This is a genomic window from Nocardioides xinjiangensis (assembly GCF_017916385.1).
Classification (GTDB): domain Bacteria; phylum Actinomycetota; class Actinomycetes; order Propionibacteriales; family Nocardioidaceae; genus Nocardioides; species Nocardioides xinjiangensis.
Map to the genome: position 1 here is coordinate 287142 of NZ_JAFMSW010000002.1, position 15834 is coordinate 302975.

Here is a 15834-nt window from a genome sequence, read left to right on the forward strand (position 1 = left end):
GTCCCACCGGGTGCGGCGTCGGGGTGTGCGACATCGGGGTGTGCGGCGTCGGGCTGCGTCACGACGGAAAGGCTAGTTCCGATACGGTGTGCCCACCTAGCCGGGTTGGCGGAATGGCAGACGCGGTGGTCTCAAACACCACTGCCCGCGAGGGCGTGTGGGTTCGACTCCCACACCCGGCACCGTGCTGTGCGCCGGGCGTGCCGGAGCACCGCGCCATCGGCTGCCGTCCGGTGCTCAGCGCGAGCGGCGGTAGGCGGGGGCGACCCCGTTGATGGCGTCGCCCATCCGGTGGATCCGCAGCGCGTTGGTGGAGCCGGGGATGCCGGGCGGGCTGCCGGCGATGATGACGACGACGTCGCCCTCCGTGACCCGGCCGATCGCCAGCAGGGACTCGTCGACCTGGCGCACCATCTCGTCGGTGTGCTCGACCTCGGCACCCTGGAAGGTCTCCACGCCCCAGGTGAGGGCCAGCTGGGAGCGGGTGCGGGCCTCCGGGGTGAAGGCCAGGACCGGGATCGGGCCGCGGTAGCGCGAGAGCCGCTTGGCGGAGTCGCCGCTGGTCGTGAAGGCGACGACGTACTTGGCGTGCACGCGCTCGGCGACCTCGGCCGCCGCCTTGGCGATGATGCCGCCGCGGGTGTGCGGCTGCCACTCGACCGCGGCCATGTGGCCGAGCCCGTGCTCCTCGGTCGACTCGACGATGCGCGCCATGGTCTCCACGGCGACGACGGGGTACTCCCCCACGCTGGTCTCGCCCGAGAGCATCACCGCGTCGGCGCCGTCGAGGACGGCGTTGGCCACGTCGCTCGCCTCCGCGCGCGTGGGCGCCGGCGAGCTGATCATGGACTCCAGCATCTGGGTCGCCACGATGACCGGCTTGGCGTTGCGGCGCGCCTTGTCGATGATGCGCTTCTGGTGGATCGGCACGTCCTCGAGCGGGCACTCCACGCCGAGGTCGCCGCGGGCGACCATGATGCCGTCGAAGGCGTCGACGATCTCGTCGATGTTGTCGAGGGCCTGCGGCTTCTCGATCTTGGCGATGACCGGGACGTGGATGCCCTCCTGCCGCATCACCGCGCGCACGTCCTCGGCGTCGCGGGCGTTGCGGACGAAGCTGAGCGCGATGAAGTCCACGCCGAGGCGCAGCGCCCAGCGGAGGTCCTCGGTGTCCTTCTCCGACAGCGCGGGCACCGACACCGCGACGCCGGGCAGGTTGATGCCCTTGTTGTTCGAGACCTTGCCGGCGACGACGACCTCGGTCACCACGTCGGTGTCGTCGACCGACGTCACCCGCAGGCGGACCTTGCCGTCGTCGATCAGCAGCGGGTCACCCGGCTGCACGTCGCCCGGCAGGCCCTTGTAGGTCGTGCCGCACACCTCGGCGTTGCCGACGACGTCGCGGGTGGTGATCGTGAAGGTCGCTCCGCGCTTGAGCTTCACCGGACCGTCGGCGAAGGTCTCCAGGCGGATCTTGGGACCCTGCAGGTCGGCGAAGATGCCGATGGCGTGGCCCGACTCGTCGGAGGCCTGCCGCACGAGGCGGTAGACGGCCTCGTGGTCGGCGTACGCGCCGTGGCTCATGTTGAGCCGGGCGACGTCCATGCCCGCCTCGACGAGTGAGCGGATCCCCTCGGGAGTGTTCACCGCGGGGCCCATGGTGCAGACGATCTTGGCTCTACGCACGGCTCCACCCTAGCGGATATTGGATCGTTCCAACGACCTCCTCCCCCGCCGAGCGGTGCGTGAGGCAGGTTCTGCCGAGCGAGAACCTGCCTCACGCACCGACCCGGCCCGGACGAGGTGGCCGCGCCGCCCTCGGTGCGCCCTCAGACCGTGAGCGGGCGCTCGTGCGGCTTGATCGGCGCCGGCAGCGTGGAGGAGCCGGTGAGGTACGCGTCGACCGAGGCGGCCGCGCTGCGGCCCTCGGCGATCGCCCACACGATGAGCGACTGCCCGCGACCGACGTCGCCGGCGACGAAGACACCCGGCACGGACGAGGCGTACGACTCGTCGCGCCGGACGTTGCCGCGCTCGTCGAGCTCCACCTCGAGCTGCTCGAGCAGTCCGGCCTTCTCCGGGCCCACGAAGCCCATGGCCAGGAGCACCAGCTGGGCCGGGATCTCGCGCTCGGTGCCCTCGACGGGCTGGAACCTCGAGTCGACCTCGACGAGCCGCAGGGCGGCGACGTTGCCGTCGTCGTCGCCGAGGAATTCCTGGGTCGAGACGGCGTACACGCGGTCCCCGCCCTCCTCGTGCGCGGAGGAGACCCGGAAGAGCATGGGGTACGTCGGCCACGGCTGTCCCGACGGGCGGTCGCCGCCGGGCTGCGGCATGATCTCCAGCTGCGTGACCGAGCGTGCGCCCTGGCGGATCGACGTGCCGAGGCAGTCCGCGCCGGTGTCGCCGCCACCGATGATGACGACGTCCTTGCCCGTCGCGACCAGCTGGTCGGCGACCTCCTCGCCGACGGCGACCCGGTTGGCCTGCGGCAGGAACTCCATCGCCTGGTGGATGCCGCCGAGCTCGCGGCCCGGCACCGGCAGGTCCCGCGCCTGCGTGGCGCCCATCGCCAGGACGACGGCGTCGTAGCGGGCGAGCAACTGCGGGCCGGTGAGGTCCCCGCCGACGTCGACGCCGGCCCGGAAGACGGTGCCCTCGCGACGCATCTGGTCCAGCCGACGGTCGAGGTGCTTCTTCTCCATCTTGAACTCGGGGATGCCGTAGCGCAGCAGGCCGCCGATCCTGTCGGCGCGCTCGTAGACCGCGACCGTGTGGCCGGCACGGGTGAGCTGCTGGGCCGCGGCGAGACCGGCCGGACCGGAGCCGACGACCGCGACGGTCTTGCCCGAGAGCCACTCCGGCGGCTCCGGCCGGACGTAGCCCGAGCCCCAGGCCCGGTCGATGATCGAGACCTCGACGTTCTTGATGGTCACCGGGTCCTGGCTGATCCCCAGCACGCAGGCCGTCTCGCACGGCGCCGGGCACAGCCGCCCGGTGAACTCCGGGAAGTTGTTGGTCGCGTGGAGCCGGTCCATCGCGCCGTCCCAGTCGTCGCGCCACACCAGGTCGTTCCACTCCGGGATGAGGTTGCCCAGCGGGCAGCCCTGGTGGCAGAACGGGATGCCGCAGTCCATGCAGCGGCCGGCCTGGGTGTTGATGATCGGCAACAGGGCGCGCCCGATGCCGTCGGGGTAGACCTCGTTCCAGTCCCGCACGCGCTCGGCGACCTCGCGCCGCGAGGCCACCTCGCGGCCGTGCTTCAGGAATCCCTTCGGGTCAGCCACGGTGCCCACCTTCCATCTGGGTGTGACGAGTGCGGTCAGCCATGGAGCACCTCCATGATGCGAGCGGCGGCCTGGTCCTCGTCGAGGCCCTCCTCGAGGGCCTCCTCGCGCGCCTCGAGGACGCGCTTGAAGTCCCGGGGCATGACCTCGGTGAACCGGGCGAGCGAGGCGTCCCAGTCGGCGAGCAGCGCCGCGGCGACGGCCGAGCCGGTCTCCTCCGCGTGCTGCTCCACGAGCGTCCTGAGCTCGTCGGCGGCCTTGCCGGCGACGGGCGCGAGCTCGACCAGCTCGGGGTTGACCCGACGCTCGTCGAGGTCGAGCACGAACGCGTACCCGCCGGACATGCCGGCCGCGAAGTTGCGCCCCGTCGGTCCGAGGACCACGACGACGCCGCCGGTCATGTACTCGCAGCCGTGGTCGCCGACGCCCTCCACGACGGCGCTCGCGCCGGAGTTGCGCACGCAGAACCGCTCGCCCACCCGGCCGCTCAGGAAGATCTGCCCGGACGTGGCGCCGTAGCCGATCGTGTTGCCGGCGATGATCTGCTCGGAGGACTCGAAGCGCGCCGCCCGGTCGGGGCGCACCACCAGCCGGCCGCCGGAGAGGCCCTTGCCGACGTAGTCGTTGGCGTCGCCCTCCAACCGCAGCGTCATCCCGCGCGGCACGAAGGCGCCGAACGACTGCCCCGCGGAGCCGGTGAAGGTGATGTCGATCGTGCCGTCGGGCAGCCCGTCGCCGCGGTAGCGCTTGGTGACCTCGTGGCCGAGCATCGTGCCGACGGTGCGGTTGACGTTGCGGATGGCCACCTGGGCGCGCACCGGCTCGCCGGACTCCAGCGCCGGCGCGGCGATCGCGATGAGCTCGTTGTCGAGCGCCTTGTCGAGCCCGTGGTCCTGCGCCTTGGTGCTGCGCAGGTCCTGGTCCTCGAACTGGCCGAACTCCCCGTGCGCGGACGCCTGGTGCAGGATCGGCGTGAGGTCGAGGCCGGCGGCCTTCCAGTGGTCGACCGCCCCGGCGACGTCGAGCGTGCCGACCTGGCCGATGGCCTCGTCGAGGCTGCGGAAGCCGAGCTGGGCGAGCAGCTCGCGGACCTCCTGGGCGATGAACTCGAAGAAGTTCACGACGTAGTCGGCCTTGCCGCTGTATCGCTGGCGCAGCACCGGGTTCTGCGTCGCGACGCCCACCGGGCAGGTGTCGAGGTGGCAGACCCGCATCATGATGCAGCCGCTCACGACCAGCGGGGCGGTGGCGAAGCCGTACTCCTCGGCGCCGAGCAGCGCGGCGACGACGACGTCGCGGCCGGTCTTGAGCTGGCCGTCGGCCTGCACCACAATCCGGTCGCGCAGCCCGTTGAGCAGCAGCGTCTGCTGCGTCTCGGCGAGGCCGAGCTCCCACGGACCACCGGCGTGCTTGAGCGAGGTCAGCGGCGAGGCGCCGGTGCCCCCGTCGTGGCCGGAGACCAGCACGACGTCGGCGTGCGCCTTGGACACGCCCGCCGCGACCGTGCCGATGCCGACCTCGGAGACGAGCTTGACGTGCACGCGCGCGGCCGGGTTGGCGTTCTTGAGGTCGTGGATCAGCTGCGCCAGGTCCTCGATCGAGTAGATGTCGTGGTGCGGCGGCGGACTGATGAGGCCGACGCCCGGCGTGGAGTGCCGGGTCTTGGCCACCCACGGGTAGACCTTGTGGCCGGGCAGCTGGCCGCCCTCGCCGGGCTTGGCGCCCTGCGCCATCTTGATCTGGATGTCGTCGGCGTTGGTGAGGTACTCCGACGTCACGCCGAAGCGCCCGGACGCGACCTGCTTGATCGCCGAGCGTCGCTCGGGGTCGTACAGCCGGTCGGGGTCCTCACCGCCCTCGCCGGTGTTGGACTTGCCGCCCAGCCGGTTCATCGCGACGGCCAGGGTCTCGTGCGCCTCCTGGCTGATCGAGCCGTAGGACATCGCCCCGGTGGAGAAGCGCTTCACGATCGCCGAGACCGGCTCCACCTCCTCGATGTCGACGGGCTCGCGGACGCCCTCCTTGAACCGGAACAGCCCGCGCAGCGTCATCAGCCGCTCGGACTGCTCGTCCACCCGGTTCGTGTACTGCTTGAAGATGTCGTAGCTGCCGCTGCGCGTCGAGTGCTGGAGGCGGAACACCGTCTCGGGGTCGAACAGGTGCGGCTCCGCATCGCCCTTCACGCTGCGGCGCCACTGGTACTCGCCGCCGGTGGCGAGCTCGCGGTGCGCCGGCGAGATGCCGCCGCGGGGGTACGCCGTCGCGTGCCGCCGGGCGACCTCCTCGGCGATCGTGGCCAGCTCGATGCCGCCGAGCTTGGAGGTCGTGCCGGTGAAGTAGCGGTCGATGACGGCCTGCGAGAGCCCGACGGACTCGAAGATCTTCGCGCCGGTGTAGGAGGCGACGGTGGAGACGCCCATCTTGGACATCACCTTCAGCACGCCCTTGCCGAGCGCCTTGATGAGGTTGGCGACGGCCTGCTCGGGGTCGACCTTGACGTAGTACGCCTCGCGGGCGAGGTCCTCGACCGACTCCATGGCCAGGTAGGGGTTCACCGCGGCCGCGCCGTAGCCGACGAGGAGCGCCACGTGGTGCACCTCGCGGACGTCGCCCGCCTCGACGAGGAGCCCGACCTGCGTGCGGGTCTTCTCGCGGACCAGGTGGTGGTGGACCGCGCCGGTGAGCAGCAGCGACGGGATCGGCGCCAGCTCCGCGGTCGAGTGCCGGTCGGAGAGCACGATGATGCGGGCGCCGTCGGCGATCGCCGCGGACACCTCCGCGCACAGCTCGTCGAGCCGCGCCTCCAGCGCCGCTCCCCCGCCCTCGACGTCGTACAGCCCGCGGACGACGTGCACCTGGAAACCGGGCATGTCGCCGTTGCGGTTGATGTGGCGGATCTTGGCCAGGTCGTCGTTGGAGAACACCGGGAACGGCAGCACGATCTGCCGGCACGAGGCGGGGCTGGGCTCGAGCAGGTTGGCCTCGGGTCCGATCGAGCCGCTGAGCGAGGTCACCAGCTCCTCGCGGATCGCGTCGAGCGGCGGGTTCGTCACCTGGGCGAACAGCTGGGCGAAGTAGTCGAACAGCAGCCGCGGCTTGTCGCTCAGCGCCGCGATCGGCGTGTCGGTGCCCATGGAGCCGAGCGCCTCGCCGCCGGTGTTGGCCATCGGGCTCAGCAGGACGCGCAGCTCCTCCTGGGTGTAGCCGAAGACCTGCTGGCGCCGCGTCACCGACGCGTGCGTGTGGACGACGTGCTCGACCTCGTCGAGGTCGTCGAGGTGGATCAGCCCGGCGTGCAGCCACTCGTCGTAGGGCTGCTCGGACGCGAGCTGGCTCTTGATCTCCTCGTCCTCGATGATCCGGTGCTCCTCGGTGTCGACGAGGAACATGCGGCCCGGCTGCAGCCGGCCCTTGCGGACCACCGTGGCGGGATCGAGGTCGAGGACGCCGACCTCGGAGGCCAGCACGACCAGGCCGTCGTCGGTGACCCAGTAGCGCGAGGGGCGCAGGCCGTTGCGGTCCAGGACGGCGCCCACCTGCGTGCCGTCGGTGAAGACCACGCACGCCGGGCCGTCCCACGGCTCCATCAGCATGGAGTGGAACTCGTAGAACGCACGGCGCTGCGCGTCCATCTCGCGGTGGTTCTCCCAGGCCTCCGGGATCATCATCAGCACGGCGTGCGGCAGCGAGCGGCCGGCGAGGTGCAGCAGCTCGAGCACCTCGTCGAAGGACGCCGAGTCCGACGCCCCCGGGGTGCAGATCGGGAACAGGCGCTCGAGGTCGCCGGGGATGAGATCGCTCTCGAGCAGCGCCTCGCGGGCCCGCATCCAGTTGCGGTTGCCCATCACCGTGTTGATCTCGCCGTTGTGGGCGATGAAGCGGAACGGGTGTGCCAGCGGCCAGCTCGGGAACGTGTTGGTCGAGAACCGCGAGTGCACCACCGCCATGGCGGACGCGACGCGCTCGTCGGTGAGGTCGGGGAAGACCCGGTCGAGCTGGTCGGTGGTGAGCATGCCCTTGTAGGCGAGGGTCCGCGAGGACAGCGAGGGGAAGTAGACGTCGGTCTCCGACTCCGCCCTCTTGCGCAGGCAGAACGCCAGGCGCTCCAGCCCCATGCCGCTGATCCGCGACCCCTTGCCGGCGACGAACACCTGCGCGAAGGTCGGCATCACGCTCCGGGCGGTCGCGCCGAGGGTCGAGTCGTCGACCGGGAGGTCGCGCCAGCCCAGGACGCTCAGCCCCTCCTCGTCGGCGATCTCCTCGATGCGCTGCCGGGTCTTGGCGACCGCGTCGGCGTCACCGGGCAGGAACGCGGTGCCGACGGCGTACGCACGTGACGGGGGCAGCTCGAACCCCAGGTCGCGGGTGACCTCGCGCAGGAACGCGTCCGGCACCTGGAGCAGGATCCCGGCGCCGTCGCCGGAGTTGACCTCGGCGCCGGCGGCGCCGCGGTGGTCGAGGTTGCGAAGCGCGGTGAGCGCCTTGACCACGATGTCGTGGCTGGCCTCACCGGTGAGGGTCGCGACCATGGCGACGCCACAGGCGTCCTTCTCGTGCCGGGGGTCGTAGAGACCCTGGCTCGGCGGGAATGCGTGCATGGAGGCATTCTCCCGTCGTCGTCCTGCCTCTCCCGGGGCGTGCGCGGGTCGGGCTGGGGGTGGGCGTTTCCGCTGGGGACGACGTTGGCCCGAGCGAGGGAGAATCTATCACCGGCGATCGACGCCGGTGCGCGACGTTTCAGGCCGTGGGATCGGCGGTGCTGCGCGGCGCGGGCTCGTCGCCGGACCCGGCCTGCTCGTCGGGCTCCGGCTCGCGGGTGCGCACCGCCTCCTCGCGGCCGGGGTGCTGCCTGGCCGACCACACGAAGTACGCCGCGGCGAGCGTGAAGAGGACCAGGGAGGTCCACACGTTGAGCCGCAGCCCCAGCACGTCGTCCATCTGCACGTCGTCGATGCGCAGGTTCTCGATCCACGCCCGGCCCGAGGTGTAGAGCATGACGTAGAGGGCGACCACCCGGCCGTGGCCGAGGCGGAAGCGCCGGTCGAGCCAGACGAGCAGGCCGAAGGCCGCGAGGTTCCAGAGGCACTCGTAGAGGAAGGCCGGGTGGTACGTCGCGACGTCGAGGTACTGCGCGGGCCGGTGCGCGACGTCGATCTCCAGCGCCCACGGCAGATCGGTCGGACGACCGTAGAGCTCCTGGTTGAACCAGTTGCCCCAGCGGCCGACCGCCTGGGCGACCAGCACGCCCGGCGCCATCGCGTCGAGGAGCGGGAGCAGCTTGATGTCGCTGGAGCGGGCGCCGAGCCACACGCCCACGGCGCCGAGCGCGATCGCGCCCCAGATGCCGAGGCCGCCGCGCCAGACGTACAGCGCGGTGATGGGGTTCTCGCCGTCACCGAAGTAGAGCTCCCAGTCGGTGATCACGTGGTAGAGGCGTCCGCCGACGAGGCCGAACGGCACCGCCCAGATCGCCAGGTCGCTGACCTCCCCGGGCCGGCCGCCGCGGGCGACCCAGCGGCGCTCGCCGATCCAGATCGCGAGCACGATGCCGAGGATGATGGACAGCGCGTAGCCGCGGATCGGCACCGGCCCGAGGTGCCACACGCCCTCGGCGGGGCTGGGGATGGACATCAGCGTCACCATCGGCGACTGGAGGCTCGGCATGGGCAGCATCATCCCTCGTCGAGCAGCATCGTGACGTCGCGGGCGAGCTGCGCCTGCGAGACGTCGGAGCCCCAGTAGGTCTCGACGTCGTCGTCGGCGCTGATGCCGAAGACCTGGGTGCCGTGGTCGACCTCGTAGGTGTCGGGGAGGTCCTGCGGGTCGAGCTCGCGGCCCGCCGCGTCGAAGTAGCCGATCGCGACCTTCATGCTCGCCGCGACCTCCACGATGTCGGCGCGGTCGCCGGTGACGCCCGTGATCGCGGGGTCGAACGCCGCGACGTAGTCGGCGACCACCTGCTGGGTGTCGCGGGCGGGGTCGGTGGTCACGAAGACCACCTCGAGCCGCTCGCGCTGCTCGTCGTCGAGGCGCGCGAGCATGCCGGCGAGGGTGGCCATCACCTGCCCGCAGATGTCGGGGCAGTGGGTGTAGCCGAAGAACACGAGCGTGAGGTCCTCGTCGGTGTCCTCGGTGAGGCTGTAGGCCTCGCCGTCGGTGTCGACGAGCGGGGTCGAGGCGACCTCGAAGGGTGGGTCGAGGCGGGTGCCGGCGAGCTCCGCCGAGGCCGTCTGCGCGCCTCCGCCGCACGCGGCGAGCAGACCGAGCAGCGCCACCAGGACGGCGGCCCGCGCCCTACGCCCGCGCACGGCGCACACCCTCTGCAAGATCGGTCGTCAGCTCGCGCAGGGCCGCGAGGCCGGCCGCCCGGTCGCCGGCGTGGTCGAGCAGGCAGCGCACGAACGCCGACCCCACGATCACGCCGTCGGCGTACGCCGCCACGTCGGCCGCCTGGTCGCCGTTGCTCACCCCGATGCCCACGGCCACCGGCACGTCGCCGCACGCACGCACCCGGCCCACCAGGGGGCCGGCGAGGTCGGACGTCGCGTCGCGCGCGCCCGTGACGCCCATGACGGCGGCCGCGTAGACGAAGCCCCTGCTGGCCGCGGCCGTCATCGCGATCCGCTCGTCGGTCGAGCTCGGCGCGACGAGGAAGACCTTGTCGAGGTCGTGGGCGTCGGCCGCGGCGATCCACTCCGACCCGTGGTCGGGGGTGATGTCAGGGGTGATGAGGCCCGCTCCCCCGGCCGCGGCCAGGTCGGTGGCCCAGCGCTCGACGCCGTAGCGCTCGATCGGGTTCCAGTAGGTCATCACGAGCGTGGGGACGCCCGTGGCGGCCACCGCCTCCACGACGCGGAGCACGTCGGCGGTGCGGACGCCGCCGTCGAGGGCGGCCTGCGCCGCGGCCTGGATGGTGGGTCCGTCCATCACCGGGTCGCTGTAGGGCAGGCCGATCTCGATGGCGTCGCAACCGGCCTCGACCATCGTCGCGAACGCCTCGATCGAGCCCTCGACGCTGGGGTAGCCGGCGGGAAGGTAGCCGATGAGGGCCGCCCGGTCCTCGGCGCGCGCCTTCTCGAAGGCGGTGGAGGTCGAGGTCGTCGACGTCACTGCGGAGCCTCCATCTCGACCCGCTCCTCGATCTGCTCGAGGTCGGCCTCGGGCCCGCGCTCGGCGTCGCCGAGACCGAACCACTCGATGGCCGTGCCCATGTCCTTGTCGCCCCGGCCGCTGAGGTTGACGATGATTGTCGCGTCCGGGCCCTTCTCCTCGCCGAGCCTCCTGGCGAGCTCGACGGCGCCGGCCACGGCGTGCGCGGACTCGATGGCGGGGATGATCCCCTCGGTGCGGCTCAGCAGCGCCATGGCCTCCATCGCCTGGGCGTCGGTGACCGGCGTGTACGTCGCCCGACCGGCCGCCGACAGCCACGAGTGCTGCGGGCCCACACCGGGGTAGTCGAGCCCCGCCGAGATCGAGTGCGACTCGACGGTCTGGCCGTCCTCGTCCTGCAGCACGTAGGTGCGGGCGCCGTGGAGGACGCCGGCCTCGCCGGCGTGGATCGTCGCCGCGTGGCGGCCGGTGTGCACGCCGTCGCCGCCGGGCTCGAAGCCGTGGATCTCCACGCCCTCGTCCTCGAGGAACGCCGTGAACAGGCCGATGGCGTTGGAGCCGCCCCCGACGCAGGCCGCGACCGCGTCGGGCAGCACGCCGTACTGCTCGAGGCACTGTGCGCGCGCCTCGTCGCCGATGCCGCGGCAGAAGTCGCGGACCATGCTCGGGAATGGGTGCGGGCCGGCGGCGGTGCCGAAGAGGTAGGCGGTGTGGTCGACGCTGGCGACCCAGTCGCGCAGTGCCTCGTTGATGGCGTCCTTGAGCGTCGCGCTGCCCGACTCGACCGGCACGACGGTCGCGCCGAGCAGCTGCATCCGGGCGACGTTGAGGGCCTGGCGCCGCGTGTCGACGGCACCCATGTAGACGGTGCAGTCGAGGTCGAACCACGCGGCGGCGGTGGCGCTCGCGACGCCGTGCTGGCCCGCGCCCGTCTCGGCGATGACCCGCGTCTTGCCCATGCGCCGCGTGAGCAGGGCCTGGCCGAGCACGTTGCGGATCTTGTGGGCGCCGGTGTGGTTGAGGTCCTCGCGCTTGAGCAGCACGCGTGCGCCGACGGTCTCGGAGAGCCGCTCGGCGTGGTAGAGCCGGCTCGGCGTGCCGGCGTAGTCGCGCAGCACCCGCTCGAAGTCGGCGACGAACGCCTCGTCGGCCATGGCGTCGTGCCACGCCTCGGTCAGCTCGTCGAGGGCGGCGACGAGGGCCTCGGGCATGAAGCGCCCGCCCCACGTCTCGCCGAAGTAGCCGCGCTCGTCGGCCTCGTAGCGCATCGGCCCGGTGGGCACGCTCAGGCGCTCACTCATCGCGCTGTCACTCCTGTCATCGCTCGTACGGCGGCCTCGGGGTCGCCGTCCTTGACCAGCGCCTCACCGACCAGCACGACGCCCGCTCCCTCGGAGACGAAGCGCTCGACGTCGGCGACGCCGGTGATGCCGCTCTCGGCGACCCGGACGACGTCGTCCGGGATCTGCGGGGCGAGGCGGCCGAAGACGTCGGGATCGACGTCGAGGGTCTTGAGGTTGCGGCTGTTGACGCCGACCAGTGCGGGGCCCAGCGCCAGCGCGCGCTCGGTCTCGGCCTCGTCGTGGACCTCGACGAGCACGGTGAGTCCGAGCTCGCGCGCCTCGTCGTGGAGGCGACGCAGGGTGTCGTCGTCGAGCGCCGCGACGATCAGCAGCGCGAGGTCGGCGCCGGCGGCGCGGGCCTCGACGAGCTGGTAGGTCTCGACGATGAAGTCCTTGCGGAGGACCGGCGCGTCGACGGCGGCGCGGACCGCGCGGAGGTCGTCGAGGCTGCCGCCGAACCGCCGCTGCTCGGTCAGGACCGAGATCGCCGCCGCGCCACCTCGGGCGTACGCCGTCGCGAGCACCGCAGGGTCGGGGATGTCCGCGAGGTCGCCCTTGCTCGGGCTGCGCCGCTTGACCTCGGCGATGACGCTCGAGCCGGCCGCGCGGAAGTGCGGCATCGGGTCGCGTGGCGCGGGCGCGTCGGCGAGCCGGGCGCGGAGGTCGCCGATCGGGACCGCCGCCTCCCGGCGCGCGAGGTCTTCGCGCACCCCGGCGACGATGTCGTCGAGCACGGAAGCGGTCGCAGGCATGGGCTCAGCCTCTCATCCGGGGCCCAGCAGGCCGGGGGCCGGTGCCCAGTGGCCGGACGGCAGACCGCGCTGGCCGGCCCGCCGGTCGGCCGCTGGCCGGCCGGGGCTCGGACGTGGTGCGGACGCGCTGCGGATCAGTGGTCGGAGGAGTTGAACCCGAGCTTGTTGAGCACCAGGAACAACGGGAGCGCGGCGACGGCGATGATGATGCCGATCCACAGCAGGGTCTCCTGCGCCGGCACCTGCAGCAGGGCGACGCTGCCCACGACGAATCCGAGCATCGCGACCGCCACGGCGGTCCAAGCAGCGGGGGTGTTGCCGTGGCCTGCAGCCATCGTCGGTGCTCCTTCGTCGGATCAGCGGGTGCCGAGTGAAGTCTAGGCGGTCGGCTATGCGGTCGGGTCGCGGCCCTCGTCGAGGGCCTTCCAGATGTCGATGTTCTCCGTCGGCTGCCGGGGGACGGCCGCGTCGTCCCGGGCGCCGGTGGGCGCGTCGTAGCGCGTTCCCATCTCCGGCCACGACCGGACCAGGCGCACGGCCAGCGCCGTGGAGACCAGCAGCAGGACAGCCGCGGCCGCGGCCAGCCAGAACCACCCGGTGAGCGAGGTGCTCTCCAGCTCGGCGCCGGTGCGGGTGCGCACCTGCTCGCGGAGGTGGTCCGGCAGGCTGGACGGCGCCCAGACGACGGTGGCGGCGTAGCCGAGCGCCACCACCACGGCCAGCCAGGTGACGGCGCGCCGGAAGCGGCCCCGGGTCACGAGCACGACGCCGACGCAGGCCAGCGCGACCAGGCCGAGGGCGGTGCCCAGCGGGGACGAGGCGACCTCGCCCCACGTCATCGTCGCCATGCCGGGCGCGGAGTCCGCGCCCTCGCCGGTGACCCATGGCTTGCCGGCGGCGTAGGCGGCCAGCCCGCCGGCCACCAGCTCGAGCGCGACGACCGGCCCGAAGGTCCGGCGCGGGTGACGGGCCGGCTCAGCCATCGACCCGGTGGAGCAGGTCGGCGTCGAAGCAGGTGTGGTCACCGGTGTGGCAGGCGGCGCCCACCTGGTCGACGACGAAGAGCAGGGTGTCGCCGTCACAGTCCAGCCGGACCTCCTTCACCCACTGCGCGTGCCCGGACGTGTCGCCCTTGACCCAGTACTCCCCGCGCGAGCGCGACCAGTAGGTCGCCCGGCCGGTGTCGATGGTCCGCGCGAGCGCCTCGTCGTCGACCCACGCCAGCATGAGGACCTCGCGGGAGTCGTGCTGCTGCACGACGACGGGGACCAGCCCGTCCGCGGTGTGCCGCAGCCGCGCGGCGACCGCCGGGTCCAGGGAGGAGGACGAGGAGGAAGGGGTGCTCACGGGTCCATCGTCTCAGCCTCGCGGGCGGCCCACGTCTCCGCGCACCGCCGGGTGAGGGGTCCCGGCGCCGGGAGCTCGCGGTCGTCCCACCGCGAGACGGCCTGGACGTCGCGCGTCGTGGAGACCAGGAACACCTCGCTGGCGCCGGCACGGACCTCGACGAGCGGCGCGTCGACCTCCCGCGCGCCGCACCACTCGATCACCAGGTCGCGGGTGATCCCGGCGAGGCAGCCCGCCGCCAGGGTGGGTGTGCGCAGCTCGCCGTCGACGACGTAGAAGACGTTGGAGCCGGTGCCCTCGCACAGGTCGCCCGCGGTGTTGGCGAAGACGGCCTCGGTGGCGCCGCGCTCCTTGGCGTGCGCCAGGGCGATCACGTTCTCGGCGTACGACGTCGTCTTCAGCCCGGCGGTCGCGCCGTGCTCGTTGCGGGTCCACGGGACGGTGGCGACGGTCGTGCTCGGCGCGGCGGCGTCGATCGCGCTGTAGGCCACGACCAGCGTCGCCGGCCCCCCACCGCGACCCGAGCCCATCGGGGCCGGACCGGCGGTCCACGTGATCCGGAGCCGCCCCACCGGGTCGTCGGGCGCCTCGCCCCCGAGCACCGCCTCGACCCCCCGGCGCACGACGTCGAGGTCGGGCGCGGGCAGCCCGAGGCCCGCCGCGCTCCGCTCGAGCCGGGCCAGGTGGCGGGTGAGCGCGAAGGGGCGCCCGTGCAGCGTCTTCACCGCCTCGAACACCCCGTCGCCCACGGTGAACCCGTGGTCGGTGACGGCGATGGCCCCGTCGGTCGGATCGGTCAGCAGGTCACCGTTGAGCCACGCGCGCATGCCGTGCACCCTATGCGTCCCCGCTGCCTGGAGGCGGGCAGCCCGGACACGCTGGAGGGGGGCCGATTTGGGCGCCGGTCGAGCCATGTACTACTGTTCCACTCGCGCTCAGGCCGGGGAACCGGAACGGGTCGCAAGCGGACGTAGCTCAGTTGGTAGAGCGCAACCTTGCCAAGGTTGAGGTCGCGAGTTCGAGCCTCGTCGTCCGCTCGGAGAGGTCTCCCCCGACACGTGGGCCTCCACGGTGGGTTGGCCGAGAGGCGAGGCAACGGACTGCAAATCCGTCTACACGGGTTCAAATCCCGTACCCACCTCGCAGGAACAACTCAACACGGGCGATTGGCGCAGCGGTAGCGCGCTTCCTTGACACGGAAGAGGTCACTGGTTCAAACCCAGTATCGCCCACCACGCAGTCAGACCCCGTCCTCCTCGAGGGCGGGGTCTTCTGCTGCTCCCGCACGACGGCGCGGCCGTAGTAGCCCCGGACGCGCGGGAGATCGCAGACCGGTCCCGGAGCCGGGTCCCCCACGACCCCGGGCGGCTCAGAACTCGTAGCCGAACTCGCTGATCGTCCGGCGGAACCGCTGGGCCACGATCTCGACGTCGCCCGGTCCGTAGAGCTCGCGGTAGTGCGGGCCGCTCCCCTGCTTCGCGTGGGGCAGGTCGAGGTCGACGCCGAGCCGTGCGGAGATGTCGGCGACGGCGTCGGGGAGCTCCTCGTAGCGGTAGACGCGGTCGACCGCGACGCGGCCGCCGACCCGGTAGAGCCGCTCGTTGAGGGCGAGCCGGTCCAGGCGCCGCGGCGTGCGCACGAACTCGCCGAAGGTCTTGGTGAAGGTCGGCTTGCGGGCGCTGTAGCGGTAGGACGAGGCCACGACGTCGAAGGGGTTCCGCTCCACCGCGAAGGTGAAGTACGCGTCCCACGTCGGGCGTCCGATGACCTGGATGATGCGCCGCGCCCCCATGTGGGCGTACGAGCTGGGGTCGGTGTCGTCGTTCTGCGGTCCCACTCCCCCGGCGGCTGCGCGCAGCTCCTCGTCCTCGGGGCTGATGCGGGTGACGATGTCGTCGGGACCGCAGTGGCGCGACAGCGCGATCTCGAGGCTGGTGCCGGCCGTCTTGCGGGTCTTGACGAAGACGAACCGGTGGCGGTGGGAGGCGATCACCG

At 72.3% G+C, this 15834-nt stretch carries 13 protein-coding genes and 4 tRNA genes; 4 read left to right on the top strand and 13 right to left on the bottom strand.

All coding sequences use genetic code 11. From position 1 onward, the window contains the following. Window positions 1-99: 99 nt before the first annotated feature. Window positions 100-182 (top strand) — tRNA-Leu (locus tag J3P32_RS16205). A gap of 55 nt (window positions 183-237) precedes the next feature. Here J3P32_RS16205 and pyk read toward each other — a convergent pair. From pyk to J3P32_RS16265, 12 genes are all read right to left on the bottom strand, one after another. Further along, window positions 238-1686 carry a pyruvate kinase gene (pyk, locus tag J3P32_RS16210; protein ID WP_210441145.1) on the bottom strand — a complete coding sequence of 483 codons (1449 nt, stop codon included), beginning with the start codon at window positions 1684-1686 and terminating at the stop codon, window positions 238-240. Between the two features lie 143 nt (window positions 1687-1829). Continuing rightward, window positions 1830-3287, bottom strand: a complete 1458-nt coding sequence (locus J3P32_RS16215; protein ID WP_210441147.1) for a glutamate synthase subunit beta — start codon at window positions 3285-3287, stop codon at window positions 1830-1832. Window positions 3288-3322: 35 nt separating this feature from the next. Further along, window positions 3323-7885 (bottom strand): glutamate synthase large subunit, encoded by a 4563-nt coding sequence (gene gltB / locus J3P32_RS16220; RefSeq protein ID WP_210441149.1) that lies wholly within the window; start codon window positions 7883-7885, stop codon window positions 3323-3325. Window positions 7886-8024: 139 nt separating this feature from the next. Continuing rightward, window positions 8025-8951: a prolipoprotein diacylglyceryl transferase gene (gene lgt, locus J3P32_RS16225; protein WP_246851236.1), complete on the bottom strand. Its 927-nt coding sequence runs from the start codon at window positions 8949-8951 to the stop codon at window positions 8025-8027. A gap of 8 nt (window positions 8952-8959) precedes the next feature. Continuing rightward, the gene (locus J3P32_RS16230; RefSeq protein ID WP_210441151.1) at window positions 8960-9595 is read right to left on the bottom strand and encodes an SCO family protein; all 636 of its coding nucleotides are present in this window, start codon (window positions 9593-9595) and stop codon (window positions 8960-8962) included. Continuing rightward, a complete protein-coding gene (gene trpA / locus J3P32_RS16235; protein WP_210441157.1) occupies window positions 9582-10397 on the bottom strand; it encodes a tryptophan synthase subunit alpha in 816 nt (271 codons plus the stop codon). Before trpA ends, J3P32_RS16230 begins: the two co-directional genes overlap by 14 nt. Continuing rightward, a complete protein-coding gene (trpB, locus tag J3P32_RS16240) occupies window positions 10394-11698 on the bottom strand; it encodes a tryptophan synthase subunit beta (protein ID WP_307861738.1) in 1305 nt (434 codons plus the stop codon). Before trpB ends, trpA begins: the two co-directional genes overlap by 4 nt. Next, window positions 11695-12492 (bottom strand): indole-3-glycerol phosphate synthase TrpC, encoded by a 798-nt coding sequence (trpC, locus tag J3P32_RS16245; protein WP_210441159.1) that lies wholly within the window; start codon window positions 12490-12492, stop codon window positions 11695-11697. Before trpC ends, trpB begins: the two co-directional genes overlap by 4 nt. Before the next feature lie 134 nt (window positions 12493-12626). Continuing rightward, entirely contained in the window at window positions 12627-12827 is a 201-nt protein-coding gene (locus tag J3P32_RS16250) for an HGxxPAAW family protein (protein ID WP_210441161.1), read from the bottom strand. A 54-nt stretch (window positions 12828-12881) separates the two neighbouring features. Beyond that, window positions 12882-13475: a Trp biosynthesis-associated membrane protein gene (locus J3P32_RS16255; protein WP_210441163.1), complete on the bottom strand. Its 594-nt coding sequence runs from the start codon at window positions 13473-13475 to the stop codon at window positions 12882-12884. After that, on the bottom strand, window positions 13468-13839 hold the full coding sequence (hisI, locus tag J3P32_RS16260) for a phosphoribosyl-AMP cyclohydrolase (protein ID WP_210441165.1): 372 nt from the start codon (window positions 13837-13839) through the stop codon (window positions 13468-13470). Before hisI ends, J3P32_RS16255 begins: the two co-directional genes overlap by 8 nt. After that, the gene (locus J3P32_RS16265) at window positions 13836-14666 is read right to left on the bottom strand and encodes an aminotransferase class IV (protein WP_210441167.1); all 831 of its coding nucleotides are present in this window, start codon (window positions 14664-14666) and stop codon (window positions 13836-13838) included. Before J3P32_RS16265 ends, hisI begins: the two co-directional genes overlap by 4 nt. A gap of 137 nt (window positions 14667-14803) precedes the next feature. Here J3P32_RS16265 and J3P32_RS16270 point away from each other — a divergent pair. From J3P32_RS16270 to J3P32_RS16280, 3 genes are all read left to right on the top strand, one after another. Further along, window positions 14804-14876: transfer RNA gene (locus tag J3P32_RS16270), tRNA-Gly, on the top strand. 33 nt (window positions 14877-14909) lie between these two features. Then, window positions 14910-14980, top strand: a tRNA-Cys gene (locus J3P32_RS16275). Window positions 14981-14999: 19 nt separating this feature from the next. After that, window positions 15000-15074, top strand: a tRNA-Val gene (locus J3P32_RS16280). Between the two features lie 134 nt (window positions 15075-15208). Here the strand turns inward: J3P32_RS16280 and J3P32_RS16285 are convergent. Continuing rightward, window positions 15209-15832 (bottom strand): hypothetical protein, encoded by a 624-nt coding sequence (locus tag J3P32_RS16285; protein WP_210441169.1) that lies wholly within the window; start codon window positions 15830-15832, stop codon window positions 15209-15211. Window positions 15833-15834 lie beyond the last annotated feature (2 nt).

Bases quoted from the DNA above. Each gene is read 5' to 3' on its own strand.
- gltB (WP_210441149.1), bottom strand. From the start codon at position 7,885: ATGCACGCATTCCCGCCGAGCCAGGGTCTCTACGACCCCCGGCACGAG.
- lgt (WP_246851236.1), bottom strand. From the start codon at position 8,951: ATGCCGAGCCTCCAGTCGCCGATGGTGACGCTGATGTCCATCCCCAGC.
- trpB (WP_307861738.1), bottom strand. From the start codon at position 11,698: ATGAGTGAGCGCCTGAGCGTGCCCACCGGGCCGATGCGCTACGAGGCC.
- trpC (WP_210441159.1), bottom strand. From the start codon at position 12,492: ATGCCTGCGACCGCTTCCGTGCTCGACGACATCGTCGCCGGGGTGCGC.
- J3P32_RS16250 (WP_210441161.1), bottom strand. From the start codon at position 12,827: ATGGCTGCAGGCCACGGCAACACCCCCGCTGCTTGGACCGCCGTGGCG.
- J3P32_RS16255 (WP_210441163.1), bottom strand. From the start codon at position 13,475: ATGGCTGAGCCGGCCCGTCACCCGCGCCGGACCTTCGGGCCGGTCGTC.
- J3P32_RS16265 (WP_210441167.1), bottom strand. From the start codon at position 14,666: ATGCGCGCGTGGCTCAACGGTGACCTGCTGACCGATCCGACCGACGGG.